Annotated in this window: 17 protein-coding genes; 10 read left to right on the plus strand and 7 right to left on the minus strand. The window is 64.3% G+C overall.

The genetic code is table 11. The features are described from left to right. Positions 1 to 19: 19 nt before the first annotated feature. The 3 genes from VI26_RS11185 to recA are packed head-to-tail and all read right to left on the minus strand — an operon-like array spanning position 20 to position 1,996. Positions 20 to 478, minus strand: coding sequence for an SRPBCC domain-containing protein (locus VI26_RS11185; RefSeq protein WP_048409830.1), 459 nt, complete (start codon positions 476 to 478; stop codon positions 20 to 22). A 1-nt stretch (position 479) separates the two neighbouring features. Next, positions 480 to 935 (minus strand): recombination regulator RecX, encoded by a 456-nt coding sequence (gene recX, locus VI26_RS11190; RefSeq protein WP_048409831.1) that lies wholly within the window; start codon positions 933 to 935, stop codon positions 480 to 482. A gap of 8 nt (positions 936 to 943) precedes the next feature. Then, a complete protein-coding gene (gene recA, locus VI26_RS11195; protein ID WP_043591738.1) occupies positions 944 to 1,996 on the minus strand; it encodes a recombinase RecA in 1,053 nt (350 codons plus the stop codon). Between recA and VI26_RS24805 the strand changes: the two genes are divergently transcribed. The 7 genes from VI26_RS24805 to recR all read left to right on the plus strand — a co-directional run bounded on the left by VI26_RS24805 (position 1,911) and on the right by recR (position 7,830). Next, the gene (locus tag VI26_RS24805; RefSeq protein WP_197081441.1) at positions 1,911 to 2,174 is read left to right on the plus strand and encodes a hypothetical protein; all 264 of its coding nucleotides are present in this window, start codon (positions 1,911 to 1,913) and stop codon (positions 2,172 to 2,174) included. The genes recA and VI26_RS24805 overlap by 86 nt on opposite strands. Before the next feature lie 131 nt (positions 2,175 to 2,305). Continuing rightward, positions 2,306 to 3,328 (plus strand): heat-inducible transcriptional repressor HrcA, encoded by a 1,023-nt coding sequence (gene hrcA / locus VI26_RS11200; RefSeq protein WP_048409832.1) that lies wholly within the window; start codon positions 2,306 to 2,308, stop codon positions 3,326 to 3,328. 49 nt (positions 3,329 to 3,377) lie between these two features. Then, a complete protein-coding gene (gene mltB / locus VI26_RS11205) occupies positions 3,378 to 4,388 on the plus strand; it encodes a lytic murein transglycosylase B (RefSeq protein WP_048409833.1) in 1,011 nt (336 codons plus the stop codon). A gap of 76 nt (positions 4,389 to 4,464) precedes the next feature. Next, entirely contained in the window at positions 4,465 to 6,348 is a 1,884-nt protein-coding gene (gene dnaX, locus VI26_RS11210) for a DNA polymerase III subunit gamma/tau (RefSeq protein ID WP_048409834.1), read from the plus strand. A gap of 7 nt (positions 6,349 to 6,355) precedes the next feature. Further along, positions 6,356 to 6,694: a YbaB/EbfC family nucleoid-associated protein gene (locus tag VI26_RS11215; protein WP_048409835.1), complete on the plus strand. Its 339-nt coding sequence runs from the start codon at positions 6,356 to 6,358 to the stop codon at positions 6,692 to 6,694. Between the two features lie 72 nt (positions 6,695 to 6,766). Then, a complete protein-coding gene (locus tag VI26_RS11220) occupies positions 6,767 to 7,222 on the plus strand; it encodes a hypothetical protein (protein WP_048409859.1) in 456 nt (151 codons plus the stop codon). A 5-nt stretch (positions 7,223 to 7,227) separates the two neighbouring features. Continuing rightward, positions 7,228 to 7,830: a recombination mediator RecR gene (recR, locus tag VI26_RS11225; protein ID WP_048409836.1), complete on the plus strand. Its 603-nt coding sequence runs from the start codon at positions 7,228 to 7,230 to the stop codon at positions 7,828 to 7,830. 92 nt (positions 7,831 to 7,922) lie between these two features. Here the strand turns inward: recR and hcnC are convergent, their stop codons facing one another. From hcnC to VI26_RS11245, 4 genes are all read right to left on the minus strand, one after another. Beyond that, positions 7,923 to 9,185 carry a cyanide-forming glycine dehydrogenase subunit HcnC gene (hcnC, locus tag VI26_RS11230; RefSeq protein ID WP_048409837.1) on the minus strand — a complete coding sequence of 421 codons (1,263 nt, stop codon included), beginning with the start codon at positions 9,183 to 9,185 and terminating at the stop codon, positions 7,923 to 7,925. Positions 9,186 to 9,187: 2 nt separating this feature from the next. Further along, positions 9,188 to 10,585 (minus strand): NAD(P)/FAD-dependent oxidoreductase, encoded by a 1,398-nt coding sequence (locus VI26_RS11235; protein ID WP_048409838.1) that lies wholly within the window; start codon positions 10,583 to 10,585, stop codon positions 9,188 to 9,190. Beyond that, positions 10,582 to 10,896: a (2Fe-2S)-binding protein gene (locus VI26_RS11240; protein ID WP_048409839.1), complete on the minus strand. Its 315-nt coding sequence runs from the start codon at positions 10,894 to 10,896 to the stop codon at positions 10,582 to 10,584. The genes VI26_RS11235 and VI26_RS11240 overlap by 4 nt, the downstream gene beginning before the upstream one ends. A gap of 610 nt (positions 10,897 to 11,506) precedes the next feature. Next, on the minus strand, positions 11,507 to 12,205 hold the full coding sequence (locus VI26_RS11245; RefSeq protein ID WP_048409840.1) for a GntR family transcriptional regulator: 699 nt from the start codon (positions 12,203 to 12,205) through the stop codon (positions 11,507 to 11,509). 325 nt (positions 12,206 to 12,530) lie between these two features. Here VI26_RS11245 and VI26_RS11250 point away from each other — a divergent pair, with 325 nt between their 5' ends. From VI26_RS11250 to nhaC, 3 genes are all read left to right on the plus strand, one after another. After that, positions 12,531 to 13,532, plus strand: a complete 1,002-nt coding sequence (locus VI26_RS11250) for a 4-hydroxyproline epimerase (RefSeq protein WP_048409841.1) — start codon at positions 12,531 to 12,533, stop codon at positions 13,530 to 13,532. Position 13,533: 1 nt separating this feature from the next. After that, the gene (locus tag VI26_RS11255) at positions 13,534 to 14,778 is read left to right on the plus strand and encodes an FAD-binding oxidoreductase (RefSeq protein ID WP_048409842.1); all 1,245 of its coding nucleotides are present in this window, start codon (positions 13,534 to 13,536) and stop codon (positions 14,776 to 14,778) included. 265 nt (positions 14,779 to 15,043) lie between these two features. Beyond that, a complete protein-coding gene (gene nhaC, locus VI26_RS11260) occupies positions 15,044 to 16,450 on the plus strand; it encodes a Na+/H+ antiporter NhaC (protein ID WP_048409843.1) in 1,407 nt (468 codons plus the stop codon). Positions 16,451 to 16,479: the final 29 nt, after the last annotated feature.

Genomic DNA, 16,479 nt, shown 5'->3' on the forward strand with positions numbered 1-16,479 from the left:
GCGCGGACAGCTGATTGTGTCAAGCCGCAGCGGCGCTGGCAAGGGTTTCGGCGCGGCGCTTGAGCGCCTGGTTCATCATTTCCAAACCCTGGCGGATATCGGCCAGCAGCGCCGGGCCGAGCAGCGGCAGCAGCAGGCCGCTCAAGTTGGCCGTCTGATGCAGGCGAGTGCCGCCGTTTTCCAGCGCTTCCAGCTGAAAACCGTGGCGGCAGTCCAGCAGGCCGGGCAGCAGCGCGCGCGCTTGCCAGGCTAGTTCGTCGACCTCTTGCCAGACTTCCAGCCGCGGCCGCAGCGTGAGGCGCGGCCGGCCGGGCGGATGAAGGCTGAGCACCAGGCGGGAGCCGACTTGCTGACGTCCGTGCAGGCCGACGATGAAGGGGTTCCACTCCGGATAGGCGGCCCAGTCGCCGAGCACGCGCCAGACCAGGGCCGGCGCGGCGGCGATGTCGATATGGGTGGCGATGCCGCGCGCGGTCATTTTAGTCCTCGTCCAGCGGCAGGTCGTCGTCGCCGGCGCCGCTGAGCACCTTGGCGATCACCGCCATCGGGAAGCCGCGCCCGGCCAGGAAGCGGATCTGGCGCGCGCGTTCCTGCGGCGTGTCCGGCAGCTGGCCGAACTTCTTCCGCCATTGCGCCTGGGCGGCGGCAAGGTCGTCGCGGCCTTGCAAGGCGTCGCGGATCAGCTCGGCGTCCACGCCGCGTTGACGCATTTCCTGTTGCAGGCGGCGGCTGCCGTAGCGCTGGCCCTTGCTGTCGGCGAACTGCTGGGCGAAACGCTGATCGGACTGCCAGCTGTGTTCGGCCAGATCATCCAGCAAGGCCGTCAATTGTTCCGGGCTCTCCGCAAACGGAGCGAGCCGCCGCTCCAGTTCCCGCCGCGTGTATTCGCGGCGGGACAGGAGATCGACGGCTCGCGCCCTCAGGCTTTTTTCCATTCAGGGAATCAGGCGTCGAGCGCGTCGTCGGCGAACTCTTCGTCCGGCTGGCCTTCGGTGATTTCCACTTTGATGCCCACCGCGTCGCGGATCTTGCGTTCCACTTCGGCGGCGATTTCCGGGTTGGACTTCAGCCATTCGCGGGTGTTGTCCTTGCCCTGGCCGATCTTCTGGCCGTTGTAGGCGTACCAGGCGCCGGATTTGTCGATGAAGCCATGCTTGACGCCCAGTTCGATGATTTCACCCTGGCGGGAGATGCCCTCGCCGTACAGGATTTCGAAATCAGCCTGGCGGAACGGCGGCGACACCTTGTTCTTCACCACTTTGACGCGGGTGTCGTTGCCGATCACTTCCTCGCCCTTCTTGATGCCGCCGGTGCGGCGGATGTCCAGGCGCACGGAGGCGTAGAACTTCAGCGCGTTACCGCCGGTGGTGGTTTCCGGGTTGCCGAACATCACACCGATCTTCATGCGGATCTGGTTGATGAAGATCACCAGGGTGTTGGTGCGCTTGATGTTGCCGGTCAGCTTGCGCAGCGCCTGGCTCATCAGGCGGGCTTGCAGGCCGACGTGGCTGTCGCCCATTTCGCCTTCGATTTCAGCCTTGGGCACCAGTGCGGCCACGGAGTCGATCACGATCAGATCGACGCCGCTGGAGCGCACCAGCATGTCGCAGATTTCCAGTGCCTGCTCGCCGGTGTCCGGCTGCGAGATCAGCAGGTCGTCGACCTTGACGCCCAGCTTTTGCGCATATTGCGGGTCCAGCGCGTTTTCCGCGTCGATGTAGGCGCAGGTGCCGCCCAATTTTTGCATCTCGGCCACCGCCTGCAGACACAAGGTGGTTTTACCGGACGACTCCGGGCCGTAGATTTCCACCACGCGGCCGCGCGGCAGGCCGCCGACGCCCAGCGCCAGGTCCAGACTCAGCGAGCCGGTGGAGACCACCTGCAGGTTTTCGTTGATCTGGTTGTCGCTCATGCGCATGATCGAACCCTTGCCAAATTGTTTTTCAATTTGGGCAAGGGCCGCGGCCAACGCTTTGCTCTTGTCTTCGGATGCCATGCTGTCTCCAGTGTGGGGGGCGCTAAACAAAATGAATGCTCGGCCAGCAGCGGCCCGCGTCCATGGCGGCGGGAAAAACCCGATGCCGGACAGGGGTTTGCGCGGCGCGGGGGCGGATCCCGCCGCGCTCGCGCTTGCCGCGCCGATAGCCGAAAAGATGCCGTCGATTATCTCATAAAGCCTTGGCCAACGGCAGAGCCGCTTGCCGGCGCCACCGTCCTTCGGGACGGGCGCGTGGCGATATTGCTTGAAAAAGTTGTGATTGCGACCACTTTTACAAGTGTCCACCCTGTGTACAATGAAACCATCATGATGAACGAACGCGCGCAACACCTGCTCAAGGTCCTGATCGAACGCTATATCGTCGACGGCCAGCCGGTGGGGTCCAAAACCCTGTCCATGCTGCCCGGCATCGAGTTGTCGTCCGCGTCCATCCGCAATGTGCTGGCGGAGTTGGAAACCATGGGATTGATCGTGGCGCCGCACACCTCGGCCGGCCGGGTGCCCACCGCGCGCGGCTACCGCGTGTTCGTCGATCGCCTGCTCACTATCCGGCCGCTGGAAGAAGCGGCGCTGCACGAGCTGGAATTGAACCTGCAGCCGGACAGCCCGCAGCGCATCGCCCAGTCGGCGTCCTCGCTGCTGTCCGAATTGACCCATTTCGCCGGCGTGATCGTCACGCCGCAGCGTTCCGACATCGCCTTCCGCCAGATCGAATTCCTGCGCCTGTCCGAGCGGCGGGTGCTGATGATCTTGGTGACGCTGGACGGCGATGTGCAGAACCATTTGCTGACCACCGAGCGCGATTACTCCCCGTCCGAGTTGATCGAGGCCGGCAATTTCATCAACCAGCATTACGCCGGCCAGGGCCTGGCCAGCATCGCCAGCCGCGTGGCGGACGAACTGCGCCAGTTGCAGGGCGATATCGCCGAGCTGATGTCGGCGGCGATACGGCTGGGGCAAAGCTCGATGAACGCCAGCAACGCCGCGGTGGTGGTGGCGGGCGGCAACCGGCTGCTGGAGGTCAACGACCTGTCCGACGACCTGTCGCGGCTGCGTCAGCTGTTCAATGTCTTCGAACGCAAGACCGAGCTGCTGAAGCTGCTGAACCAGGGCCGGGACGCCCAGGGCGTGAACATTTTCATCGGCGAGGAGTCTGGCGTGGTAACGTTGGACGAATGCTCGGTGGTGACCGCGCCTTATCGCATCAACGGCCAGGTGGTCGGTGCGCTGGGCGTGGTCGGCCCCACCCGGATGGCCTACGAGCGGGTGATTCCCATCGTCGACATCACCGCGCGGCTGGTATCCAGCGCCTTGTCGTTCCGGGCGTGATGCGCGCGCGGTCTTGCAACTTGAAAACAGCTATCACTTTTCTTCGCCTATGAGACTCTTGTGCAAACTGGCCCCGCTGGCGGCCTTGTTCTCCTTCCAACTGGCCCAGGCCGACGCGGCCTTCCTGGCGCGCCCGGACGTGCAGCGCTATATCGACGAGCAAGTGGCCAGCGGTCAGTTCAACCGCCCGGAACTGGAGGCGGTGTTCGCCAATGTCGAACTCAAGCCCAATATCATCAAGATACTGGACAAGCCGTCCACCTCGCGGCCCTGGTATCAATTCCGCAAATCCACGGTGGGCGAGCAGACCATAGCCGACGGCGTGGCGTTCTGGCGCGCCAACGCCGCCGCGCTGACGCGCGCGGAACAGCAATACGGCGTGGCGCCGGAGGTGATCGTCGCCATCCTGGGCGTGGAATCGCATTACGGCCGCAACACCGGCAGTTTCCGCCTGGTGGACGCGCTGTCCACCATAGGCTTCGATTATCCGCGCCGCGCCGAGTTTTTCCGCAAGGAGCTGACCGAGTTCCTGCTGCTGGCCAAGGAAGAGGGCAAGGACCCGCTGACGCTGAAGGGCTCCTACGCCGGCGCGATGGGCTGGCCGCAGTTCATGCCGTCCAGCTTCCGCAAATGGGCGGTGGATTTCGACGGCAGCGGCCATCGCGACATCTGGAGCGACTCCGACGACGTGATCGGCAGCGTGGCCAATTACTTCCAGCGTCACGGCTGGCGCCATGGCGCCGACGTGATCCTGCCGGCCAGCGTGCAGCCGGGGCCGCAGATCGATCAGTTGGTCGCCGATAAATTCAATCTGCACTACACCGTGGGCGAGCTGAAGAAAATGGGCGTGACGCCGCAGGCGCCGGTGGCCGACGACGTGCCGGCTGTGTTGGTGCCGCTGGAGACCGCGCCGGGCGTGACCGAATACTGGCTGGGGCTCAATAATTTCTTCGTGATCACCCGCTACAACCGCAGCACGCTGTACGCCAAGGCGGTGCAGGAAATCGCCGATCAGCTGCGCCTGCGCTATCTGGCCGGCCAGGCGGCGGCTCAGCCTTGAAACCACGCGCCGCCCGCCGCGGCGGCGGCGCGAAACCTGTCGCCACGCGCGGCGATTGCCATTAAAATCCGCCCCCATGAGCTATCAAGTCCTTGCCCGTAAGTGGCGTCCCAAGCGCTTTGCCGACCTGGTCGGCCAGGAGCACGTGGTGCGCGCCTTGACCAATGCCCTGAAAGAACAGCGTCTTCACCACGCCTACCTGCTGACGGGGACGCGCGGAGTGGGCAAGACCACCATCGCCCGGATTCTGGCCAAGAGCCTGAACTGCGAAACCGGCACCACCGCCGAACCCTGCGGCGAATGCTCGGCCTGTCGCCAGATCGACACCGGCCGCTTCGTTGATCTGCTGGAAATCGACGCCGCGTCCAACACCGGCATCGACAATATCCGCGAAGTGCTGGAAAACGCCCAGTACGCGCCGACATCCGGCCGCTTCAAGGTCTACATCATCGACGAAGTGCACATGCTGTCCAAGAGCGCCTTCAACGCGATGCTGAAGACGCTGGAGGAGCCGCCGGCCCACGTCAAATTCATCCTGGCCACCACCGATCCGCAGAAAGTGCCGGTCACGGTGCTGAGCCGCTGCCTGCAGTTCTCGCTGCGCAATATGACACCGCAGCAAGTGGCCGGCCACCTGGCCCACATGCTGGACGTGGAAAGCATCGCCTACGAGGCGCCGGCGCTGGCCTTGCTGGGCCGCGCCGCTTCCGGTTCGATGCGCGACGCGCAGTCGCTGCTGGACCAGGCCATCGCCTATGGCCTGGGCGAGGTGAAGGAAGACGGCGTGCGCGCGATGCTGGGCGCGGTGGACCGCCGCTACCTGTACGCCTTGCTGCAGGCGCTGGCGGCTGGCGACGGCCCGCAGCTGATGGCCGAGGCTGAACAATTGGCCGAGCGCGGCATCAGCTTCGACAGCGCCCTGACCGAGCTGGCGGTGCTGCTGCAGCAACTGGCGCTGCTGCAGACGGTGCCGCAGGCGATTGCGGCGGACGAGCCGGAGCGCGAAGCGCTGCAGGCGCTGGCGGACGCGATCGCGCCGCAGGACGTGCAGCTGTATTACCAGATTTCCATCCATGGCCGCAAAGACCTGGCGCTGGCGCCGGATGAGCACGCCGGTTTCAATATGACTCTGCTGCGCATGCTGGCCTTCCATCCGGTCAACGCGCAGCCGGAAGCCGCGGCGCCGCGCCCGGCGGCAGGCGCGCCGGCGCGGCCCAATCCGCCACCGGCCCAGGCCGCTGGCGGCGGGGTGTCGCCAGCCGCACGCGCCTTGCAGGCCGCCGGCCTGAGCGCGCCGGCGCCGCGTGCCGCGCCGCAGCCGGCCGCCGAGGACAGCGCTCCGGCGCCGGAACCCGAACCCGAGCCCGCGGCCAGCCCCGCACCGGCCCCGATTCCGGCCGCCGCGCCGGCAAGCCCGCCGCCGCGGCCCGCGGCGCCAGTGGCCGGCGAGGAAGACGAGGACAAGGCCGGCGATGTCGGCCCGGAGGATGTGCCCTGGGGCCAGGGCGCGGCGGCGGACGAGGAGATGCCGTCCTATCTGCAGGCGCCGCCGGAGGAAGCGGTCGATTATGAGTTCGACGGCGACTGGCAGGCGCTGGTGACCGAGTTGGGCGTCAAGTTGGGCGCCGCGCGCATGCTGGCCCATAATGCGGTATTGAAGGATTGGAGCCAGCACAGCCTGGCGCTGGCGGTGCCGGAAAGCTTCCGCCACATGACCAGCCGCGATTATCAGGACAAGCTCAAGCTCGCCTTGCGCGAGCGTTTCGGCCGGCCGGTGGAATTGACGGTGACGGTGGAGGAACTGGGCCTGGAAACGCCGGCGATGAAAGACGCCCGCCATCGGCAGGAGCAGTTGGACATCGCCCGCGAGAATATGAAAAACGATCCGGTGGTGCAGCAAATGGTGCGTGAATTCGACGCGACGCTGCTCATCGAAACCATTCAACCCGTTAAGGAGTGAAACCATTATGTTTGGCAAAGGTGGTATCGCCGGCCTGATGAAGCAGGCCCAGCAAATGCAAGACAATATGAAAAAGGCGCAGGAAGAGCTGGCCAAGGTGGAAGTGGAAGGCCAGTCCGGCGCCGGCATGGTCAAGGTGGTGATGACCTGCTCTCACGACGTCAAGCGCGTCAGCCTGGACGACAGCCTGCTGGAAGACGCCAAGGAAGACAAGGAAATGCTGGAAGACCTGATCGCCGCCGCGCTCAACGACGCGGTGCGCAAGGTGGAAGCCACCACCCAGGAGAAGATGTCCGGTTTTTCCGCCGGCTTGAACCTGCCGGCCGGCATGAAGCTGCCGTTCTGATCGCAGCGGCTTCGCTATCCGGATGGCTCGGCGCGCGCCGGGCCATTTTTGCGTTGTCCGATGGAGGCCGCGATGCGCCGATTCGCTCATTTCACCGTGCGTAGCCGGCTGCGCGCCGATGCGGACCAGGTGTGGGCGCACGCCACCAACGCCGTCGGCATCAATGCCGAGCTGCGCCCCTGGCTCCGCATGCGCTTGCCTGGCAATGCGCTGCCCGCCGGGCTGGCGCCGCCGGCGCGCATAGGGCGTTGCTGGATCCTGTTGTTCGGCCTGCTGCCGGTGGAGTATGACGAGCTGGAGCTGACGCGGCTGGAGCCGGGCGCCTTCGACGAGCGTTCGACCATGCTGACCCAGCGGCGCTGGCTGCACCGGCGGCGGGTGCGCGCGGTGGCCGGCGGTTGCGAAGTGGTGGACCGTGTCGGCTTCGCGCCGAGCGCGCTGCTGCTGCTGCGGCTGCATTACGCTATTTTCCACTTGGTCTTTGCCTGGCGGCATGCGCGCCTGCGCCGCCGTTTTTCCCGATTGTGAACGCGATGAAAAATCCTCCCGCCCTAGACCACCTGATCTCCGCGCTGAAAGTGCTGCCCGGCGTCGGCCCCAAGACCGCGCAACGCATGGCCTTCCATCTGCTGCAACGCGACAAGAAGGGCGCGGACAAGCTGGCGCGCGCGCTGGACCGTGCGCTGACCCAATTGACCCACTGCGAGCGCTGCAACACCTTCAGCGAAACGCCGCTGTGCCCGATCTGCGCCGACGAGGAGCGCCGGCAGGATTTGCTGTGCGTGGTGGAGATGCCGGCGGACCTGCTGACGCTGGAACAGGCCAAGTGCTTCGACGGCCTGTATTTCGTGCTGATGGGCCGCATCTCGCCGCTGGATAATGTCGGCCCGCGCGACATCAATCTGGACAAGCTCTTGGTGCGGGTCCAGGACCAGGGGGTGGAGGAGGTGATCATCGCCACCAATTTCACCGCCGAGGGCGAGGTCACCGCGCACATGATCGCCGAACTGCTGAAGGAGCGCGGCCTGAAGGTGACGCGCATCGCGCGTGGCATGCCGGTGGGCGGCGAGCTGGAGTATGTCGACCTGGGCACCTTGGCGCAGGCGGTGTACGAACGTCGCGGCGTTGGCCAGTAAGAGGGTGGGCTCGGCTGGACAAAAAAAGCAGGCCGGACTAGCCGGCCTGTAACAGAGGAACATCTGGGAACTGGTTTGTCTTTGACTGGCTCTTAGGCCGGCATCAGCTCGGCCGCGGCCGGTTTGACGGGGGCGGCGTGAAAACGGTCGGCGAGGAAGGGGCTCACGTCCAGCGGCGGCGTTTCGCCGCGCACCAGCGCGTCCAGCATCACCCCGGTGATGGCCGAGGTCAGAATGCCGGTGCGGAAATGGCCGCAGGCGTTCAGGTAGCCATCCACGCCCTGCATCGGCCCCAGGATGGGCAGCTCGTCCGGCGAACCGGGGCGCAAGCCGGCCCAGCAGCGCTTGATATTGATGTTCTTCATCTCCGGCAGGCAGCGGATCGCGCCCTTGACCAGGCCGGCGATTTCCGGATAGGTATTGCTGACGTCGAAGCCCTTGTCCTCGGTGGTGCTGCCGATCAGGATTTCACCGTTGTCCTTCTGCGCGATATAGCAATCGCTGGTGGTGATGCAGCCGCGCAGCAGCTTGGGCATCTTTTCCGACAGCACGATCTGGCCCTTGACCGGTTTGACCGGGATGCTGACGCCGGTCGCCCATTGGCTCAGTTCGGCGGCCCAGGAGCCGGCGGCGTTGATCAGGGTGTGGCAATGGAATTCGCCGGCTTCCAGCGTGCGCACGCCGGTGACGCGCGAGCCTTGCTTGAGCACGCCGGTGACATTGGTGTTGAAGAACACGTCGACGCCGTTCTGGCGGGCCGCCTCGGTGTAGGCGTCGGTCAGGCGGAAGGGGCTGACCTGGTGGTCGCACAGGAATTCCAGCGCGCCGGTGGCTTCATGGCTGATATAGGGCTCGTTTGCACGCAGCTGAGCCTGGTCCAGCCAGCGCACCTGGTCGGACAGATGGGGGATCTGCGCGGCGATGTGTTCGGCGTAGAGCTGATCTTCTTCATCGTAAATCACGAATTTCAGCCCGGTTTCCTCGAACTTGAAATCCATGCCGTGGTTTTCGATCAATTCCTGATGCAGGGCCGGATACAGCGCATTGGAAGCCAGCGCGAAATTGAAGAAGGATTCCGGCAGGATGTGCGGGGTGCTGGCGTCCACGGCGATGGCGGCGCCGGCCGCCTCGCGCTTGTTCTTGGCCGAGGTCATGCGGAAGAAGATCACGCCGCAGCCCAGGCCAACCGATTCGCCTATCGCCCACAGGCCGCCGGCGGACGCGCGCGAGGCGTTGCCGGGGCGCTTGGCGTCGATCAGCGCGATTTTCAGATCCTTGCGCTTGGACAGTTGGTAGGCGCAAGAGGCGCCGATCACGCCGCCGCCGGCAATCACGATATCGTATTGTCTGCTCATGGTCAGGCCTCTTCGGTTTCGGTTTGGAAGGCGGAGAACGGCAAGGGGTCCAGCGGGAAGCGCGGGCGGATCCAGCCCACATCGGCCTTGCCGGTATGTTCGCGCAGGCGGTCGCTGCAATAGCCGACGCACATCTTGCCCTGGCAATCGCCCATGCTGACGCGGGTGCGCATCTTCAGGCTGATCAAATCCTGTACCCCCTGTTCCAGCGCGGTGTCTATGTCCTTGCGCAGCGCGTTTTCGCAGCGGCAGATCACGGTGTCTTCGCGCGGCAGCGAAAGCTGGCCGCTGCCGCGTTGGGTGAAGCTGTCGATGCCGACGCGGAAGCGCAGTATCGCTTTCAGTTCGGTCAGGTAGCGCTGGCGGTTCTTTTCGGCCAGCTCGGCGCTGATCGCGCCGCGTTGCTTGAGGATGGACTGGGCAGCGATGCGGCCGCTGAGCATGGCGGCTTCGCCGCCGCGCAGGCCGCCGATGTCGCCGGCCAGGTGGATGTGGCTTTCGCTGCTTTGCTGCCAGCCGTTGATTTCCGGCTTGAGGAAGCCGTCGGAGTCGTAAGCGTGGCGCAGGCCCATTTGCTGGGTCAGCTGGGTGCGCGGGATGAAGCCATAGCCGACCGCCAGGGTTTCCGTGGCCAGGTTGACGGCCTGGTTCAGATCCGGCGTCCAGTTGTCGTCGTAAGGCGCGACGGTGACTTGCTGCAATTCCTGCTGGCCGCAGGCTTCCACCACGCCCCAGCCGTAATGCAGCGGGATGCCGTGCAGTTTCAGGTAGGCCAGCATGCTCAGGCCGTCCAGGAATAGCTGCGGCTTATTGAGCATGGCCAGGGTTTCCTTGGCCATGCGGCTGAAGGAGCAGGCTTCGTAGACCCCTTGCACGGCGGCGCCGGCGCGGTGCAATTGACAGGCGACCAGCGGCAGCAGCGGGCCGGTGCCGACAATGGTGGTGCGGCCCAGCGGCTTGACCACGCCGCTCTTGATCTGTAGTTGCAGGCCGCCCAGCATGATCACGCCTGGCAGAGTCCAGCCGGGGAAGGGCACGCTGCGCTCGTGGCAGCCGGCGGATAGCAGCAAGTGCTCGAAGTCTATCTTCTCCACCTTTTCTTCCGCGTTCAGCGCGTACAGCCATTGACCGGCCTCGCCGCCGACGACGCGGCTGTTCAGCTTGACGTCCACCGCATGGGCGACCTCGGCGAATTCCGCGTGCAGGGCGTGCATCGCGTCGCGATAGCGCTCGCCCAGATAGTCCAGGGTCACGCCCTGGCGCAAGGGGCCGCGGTATACCACGCCGCCAAGGCGGGAGGCTTCATCCAGCAGGGTGCAAGGCAGGCCGTGCTTGACCAGTTCGATGGCGGCGGCCATGCCGGCCGGCCCGCCGCCGACGATGACGGGGCGCAAGCTCATTGCAAGCCCTCCTGCTCGATACGATTGGCTCCGGTTTCCACCCGCATGCCAGGCTGTACCACGGTCTGGCAGGCGCGGCGCTTGTAGCGGCCGTCGATGCGCACCAGGCAGCAATGGCAAACGCCCATGCCGCAGTAGGAGGCCATGGTTTGCTGATTGTCGTTGCGGGCAACGCGGCGCAGGCCGATGGCGTTGAGCACGCTGAGCACGGTCTCGCCCTGGGCGGCGGCTACGGTGTCGCCATTAATGTTTATGGCGATCTGATTATCATTCAGTTCTTGAATGTCATATTTTCTGTCTAAATGTGGCATCACAATGGCTCATTTTGTTTCAGCTGACACGATAAGAGGTGCCGGATGGAACGCGGGTCCGACAGTTGCTTCCGGCGGCGGGCGATTTCATGTTGTCAGTCAATCGTCTGACAATCGGGCTATGCGCTGAAATTCATAGCCTAATTATGATGAATCGCTTTTTAATTGTCGTGAGCATTGTTATCGCATTGTATGGATACAGGCAATGTACAGTTTGGTGTGATCAGATGTATACAGATTGGGGTGGGCAGGACTGTGTGGGGTGGTGTGGGGGTATGATTTTTGTTTGTTAAACAAAGCGGTAAGCCTATGGGAATCAATATCGCTTTGTCTGGGGAATATGTTTTGCTGTTATTTTGATGCCTATAGCATTTTCAAAGCTGTGCATTATTTGATAATAATCAAACGATCAAAATTGTAATGTCAATAGAGCTATTTTGAATATAAGAAAAGTAGTCATATTGACTATCTGGGTATGGCCAACCTTGCCGATCAAGGTGGGCTCACGGTCGGTAAACTGGATGAGAAGTGAGTCGTCGAATCGGTGGCGGCCATCAGCGATCGATAGGCGTGACAGGGCATGGTCATGCAATGTGCCCAGGATGTGGGCTCAGGCCTGTCTGGCCGCCACGCCGCGGCCGCTTTCCCCTTGGTGTGTCTGATGCCAGGCTTCCAGTGCCTCTTCGGCGTTGAGGATGTGCTGTCGCAGAAAGGCAGCGGCGCTGACCGCGTCCTTGCGGCGGCATAATTCCAGCATCTCGCTGTGCTCGCGATGGGCGCGGTCGCTGAAATTGGTCAGCAGGATCTGCATCCGGGTATAGCGATCGGTGCGGTTGTGCAGTTGCTCGATCAGCGCCAGCGTTTGCGGTCGATTGGCCGCCTGGTACAGCGCCAGGTGGAAACGACAATTCAGAATCCCCCAGGTGCCGACATCGCGCCTATGCAGCGCATCCTCGAACTGGGCGAGGAAGGCGCCGGCGGCGTCCAGATCCGCCTGGGTCTGCCGCGGCACCGCCTCCAGCAGCATATCGCATTCCAGCAGCACTCTGACGCGCAGCAATTCCAGCACTTCCGGCAGCGATAGCTGGGCGATCACCGCGCCGCGCCGCTCGGTGATGGCCACCAATCCCTCCGCTTCCAATTGTCGCAGCGCTTCGCGCAGCGGCACCCGGCTGACGCCAAGCTCCTTGGACAATGCTTCTTGCCGCAACTGGGTGCCGGCCGGCCATTCGCCCATCAGGATGCGCTGGCGCAATGCGTCGGTGGTGGCGGAGGTCAGGGTCTGGCGCGGCGTGTTGGCTTGAGTCATGGCGGTGTCGGCGGTTTGAACCGGCGAATTATCACAGGCGCGCCCTGGGCCGGCAATGGCTGGCATGGACCGCATTGGCAATTTTGTATTCAATTTTTGAGAATTATGTATCCATAAAGATGGTATGAACAGCCTGTTTTTATGCTGCGATGCAAGGTGTATAAAACGCAACATAAATTAACGCATTGATTTTAATGATAAAAATATTGATTTCCATGTAAATGAAAGAAATTTTGTAGGCAAGACTCCATCTGGCTGGATGTGAAAATTGTATTCAAAAATAAGCGCGGTTACAGTGAGGCCATCCCAAGCGAGGAGCACGAAGATGGCGGTACATGAATTTGAATGTCTCGATGGCCATACCTGCGGCAACCCGGTGCGGCTGGTGGTGAACGGCGGCCCGCAGCTGGAAGGGGAGACGCAGGCGGAGCGGCGGCTGGACTTCATGCGCCGCTATGACTGGATACGCACCGGCCTGATGTTCGAGCCGCGCGGCCATGCGCAGATGTCCGGCGCTTTTCTGTATCCGTCGACACGAGAGGATTGCGATATCGCGGTGCTGTACATCGAAACCAGCGGCTGCCTGCCGATGTGCGGCCACGGAACCATAGGCGTGGTCACCATGGCGCTGGAGCATGGCCTGGTGACGCCGGCCACGCCCGGTGTACTGAATCTGGACACGCCGGCGGGCAAGGTGGCGGCGCGCTACCGGATGGACGGCGACAAGGTCGCCGCGGTGACGCTGACCAATGTGCCGTCCTTTCTCTATCTGCGCGATGTGGAGGTCGAGGTGTCGGCGCTGGGGCGCTTGCGGTTGGACATCGCCTATGGCGGCAATTTCTATCCCATCGTCGAGACGCAGCCGGGCTATCGCGACATGGCCGACTTTTCGCCGGCGCAACTGGTGGCGATGGGACGCGAACTGCGCGAATACCTGAACCGGCATTACGACATCGTCCACCCGCTGGACCCCAATATCCGCGGCGTGCGCCATTGTCTGTGGACCGGCGCGCCCAAGAACATCGGCTCCAGCGCCGCCAACGCGGTGTTGTACGGCGAATCGGCGCTGGATCGCTCGCCCTGCGGCACCGGTACCTCGGCGCGGCTGGCGCAGCGGCACGCGCGCGGCCTGCTCGCCATCGGCGAGGATTTCGTGCACGAGAGCATCATCGGCAGCCAGTTCATCGGCCGCGTGCTCGAGGAAACCCGGGTCGGCGACTACCCGGCCATCGTGCCCTCGGTGCAGGGCTGGGCGCGCTTCACCGGCTACAACCGCATCCTGCTGGACGATGCCGATCCTTACGTCCACGGCTTCGAGGTGGCCTGAGATGAGCGAGCGAGTCATTGTCGTCGGCGCCGGCGTGGTGGGCATCGCCACGGCGCTGCAGCTGCGGCAGGCCGGCCTGGAGGTGCTGCTGCTGGACCGCGGCGAGCCGGCGCGGGAAACCAGCTACGGCAACGCCGGCGCGCTGGCGGTCAGCGATGTGATTCCACTGGCCGAGCCCGGTGTGTGGCGGCGTCTGCCCGGCTGGCTGCTGGATCCGCTAGGGCCGCTGGCGGTGCGCTGGCGCTATCTGCCCTCGCTGGCGCCGTGGCTGGCGCGTTTCGCGCTGGCCAGCCGGCCGGCGCGAGTGGCGGCCTTGACCCGCGCGCTGGCGGCGCTGCTGAACCGCGCCGCGGCCGATTACGCGCCGCTGGTGGCGCAGGCCGGTTTGGATGGCATGTGGCGGCGGCACGGCGCGCTGACCTTGTATCGCGACGCGGCCGAATTGGAACAGGCCTTGCCGGCGTGGCGGCGCAAGGCCGAGCACGGCGTGGCCTGGCAGACGCTGGACCGGTCGGCGGCGCAGGCCTGCGAACCGATGTTGCAGGACGGCTGGGAGCGCGCGGTCAAGGTGGCGGCCTGGTCCCATGTTGATGATCCCTATCTGTTCAGCCGCGGCCTGTTCGACGCCTTCCTCGCCGCGGGCGGCGCTTTCGAGCGAGTGGAAGCGACCGCCTTGAGCGAGCGCGGCGGCAAGGTGGATGGCGTGGTCTGCGCCGATGGCCGCACGCTGGCGGCGGGAAACGTGATCGTCACCGCCGGCATCTGGAGCGACCGCTTCACCCGGCAGTGTCGCTACCGGGTGCCGCTGGAAAGCGAGCGCGGCTATCACGTCAATCTGCCCAAGGCCGGCGTGGCCTTGCGCCATTTCATCCAGTGCGCCAGCGAAAGCTTCGTGATCCTGCCGCTGGCCGACGGCGGCCTGCGCCTGGCCGGCACCGTGGAGTTGGCGCACCGCGACGCGGCGCCGGATTGGCGGCGCGCCGAAATCCTGCTGGACAAGGCGCGGCGCATCGTCGGCGATTTTTCCACCGAAGGCATGACGCTGTGGATGGGCAACCGGCCGTCGTTGCCGGACACCGTGCCGGTGATAGGCCCGGCGCCGGATCGCCAGGGCCTGTATTTCGCGTTCGGCCATGGTCATCTGGGCCTGACGCTGGCCGCCACCACCGGCGCGCTGCTGTGCGACATGCTGCTGCAGCGTCCCAGCGGCCTGGATCTGCGGCCCTACCGGCTGGCGCGTTTTTAGAACGTGGGCGAGACAAGGCGAAAACGGTTGAAGCAGCGGAATGTACAGGGGGTACATGAGCATTCTGAAAGCGTTTTCAACGCCGTATGGCCCATGCGCAGCAGATCGTAAACAGGTTCTTAGGGCGATTCCCTATCCAAGGCGATGGCCGCGTTTTCGTCTGGTCTCGCGCGCCAGGCCATGCACCGGCTGATGGCCGCGTGGGCCGTTTCCGCGTGTGGACTCGATTCCACGCGCGGCATAACTAAAGCAGAGGAGAAGCATCATGCAAGCAAGATCGCCACGGTTGCCGAGCGCAATCCAGGTCGTCGCGGTAATGGCCGGCTTCATCGCCATCATGTTCTTGTTCCTGAATGTGCTGGACCTGCCAATCCAACTGGCGCTGTTCAGCAGCTGGTTCCTGGTGATAGGCCTGGGCAATTGGTTGGGCCATAGTTACGACGCGATGCAGCAAGGCCTGATCCAGGGCATTTACAACGGCATGGTGGCGGTGCTGGTGTTGATCACCGTGGGCGCCTTGATCGGCACCTGGATCGCCGGCGGCGTGGTGCCGGCCATCATCTACTACGGCCTGGCCATCATGAGTCCGCAGATCTTCCTGGGCGCGGCCTTCATCATCTGCATGCTGACCTCGCTGGCCACCGGTACCTCCTTTGGCACCGCCGGCACGGCGGGCATCGCGATGATGGGCATAGGCTACAGCTTCGGCATGCCCTTGCCGCTGGTGGCCGGCGCGGTGATTTCCGGCGCCTACGTCGGCGACAAGATGTCGCCGCTGTCCGACACCACGGTGATGACCGCCTCCTTGTGCAAGGTGGACCTGATCGACCATATCCGTTCGATGATGTGGGTCAGCGTGCCGGCGGCGACGCTGACCGCGCTGCTGTTCCTCGGCGTCGGTTTTTTCTATGTCGACGCCGGCCTGGACACCAGCCGCGCGGATCAGGCGATGCAGGCGCTGGCCTCGCACTTCACCATCAATGGCTGGCTACTGCTGCCGGCGGTGGCGGTGATCGCGATGCTGACGATGCGGCTGCCATCCATTCCGGTGATCACCGCCGGCGCGGTGATGGGCGTGGTCTGCGCCTGGTGGGCGCAGGACATGCCCGTGCTGGATGCGGTGCGCACCGCTTATTTCGGCAACCGCACCACGTCCGACGTCGAGTTTCTCAACACCTTGCTCAATCGCGGCGGCATCGAGTCCATGCTCAGCGTGATCGCGCTGATCCTGTTCGCGCTGGGCCTGGGCGGCCTGATGGAGCGCGCCGGCATCCTGGAAGTGATCAGCGCCAATTTTCTGCGCTGGGCCAATAATCCGGGCCGCTTGACCGTTTCGACGATTCTGGGCGGTTTCTTCGGCAACTTCTTCGGCGGCGCCGCCTATGTGTCGCTGATCACCGCCAGCACCATCACCGAGCGCAATTACGACTTGCAGGGCATAGAGCGCCGGGTGCTGTCGCGCAATGTCGAGGCCGGCGGCACGGTGACCGCGCCCATGGTGCCGTGGAGCGACGGCGGCGTGTTCATGGCGGCGACGCTGGGCGTGTCCACGCTGCAGTATCTGCCTTTTCTCTGGTACCACCTGCTGGTGATCGCCATCAGCGTGTTCTACGGCTACGCCAATATCGCGATCTGGCGCACCCGTACCGACGCCGCAACGGCCCCGGCTTGAGGCCGGCGGCCATTGCGTTTCACTGGATT

The sequence above is a fragment of the Chromobacterium sp. LK1 genome (assembly GCF_001043555.1).
GTDB classification, from domain to species: Bacteria; Pseudomonadota; Gammaproteobacteria; order Burkholderiales; family Chromobacteriaceae; genus Chromobacterium; species Chromobacterium aquaticum.